General features: G+C 55.4%; 2 tRNA genes. Both read left to right on the forward strand.

The features are described from left to right. Positions 1 to 77, forward strand: a tRNA-Ile gene (locus AC3WJI_RS21690). 44 nt (positions 78 to 121) lie between these two features. Next, a tRNA-Ala gene (locus AC3WJI_RS21695) sits at positions 122 to 197 on the forward strand. Positions 198 to 581 lie beyond the last annotated feature (384 nt).

Consider the following 581-nt stretch of genomic DNA (forward strand, 5'->3'; position numbering starts at 1 on the left):
GGGCCGGTAGCTCAGGTGGTTAGAGCGCACGCCTGATAAGCGTGAGGTCGTAGGTTCAACTCCTACTCGGCCCACCAGCTTGTTAGTGCGTCGCAGGCTTTCGCCTGCGCCACAGGTAAATGGGGCCTTAGCTCAGCTGGGAGAGCGGTTGCTTTGCAAGCATCAGGTCATCGGTTCGATCCCGATAGGCTCCACCACCTCCTGCATATCCAGATGATGAAGCACCGAGATCTGCTCGTATGAGCAGTAGCGGTCCTGACGGACCGTGCTTTTTGACATTGTGAATGGGTTTTTCAAATCGATGCCGTGACGGCATGGGTTTCAGCGGCAACGCTGTAACTGATGCCGGAACATGGGTGTCGTCGCCAAGTTTGACCGCTTTGGTGGCGCGCCCGAATACAGCTGAGATTTAATCATCCGCATCAAGAGGGCGCATCGTTCGCGATTGCGTCTGGTAAAACCACGCATCACTGCTCTGCCGAGTTTCGTGTCGATCCTAGGATCGATCCAGTGTTGTCGTTGGTGGTGTGGACTCTCAAGCGTGAGGTAAGGGCAATTCGTGGATGCCTTGGCATGTACAG

It is taken from the genome of Sphingomonas sp. FW306-1B-B10E (genome assembly GCF_058782005.1).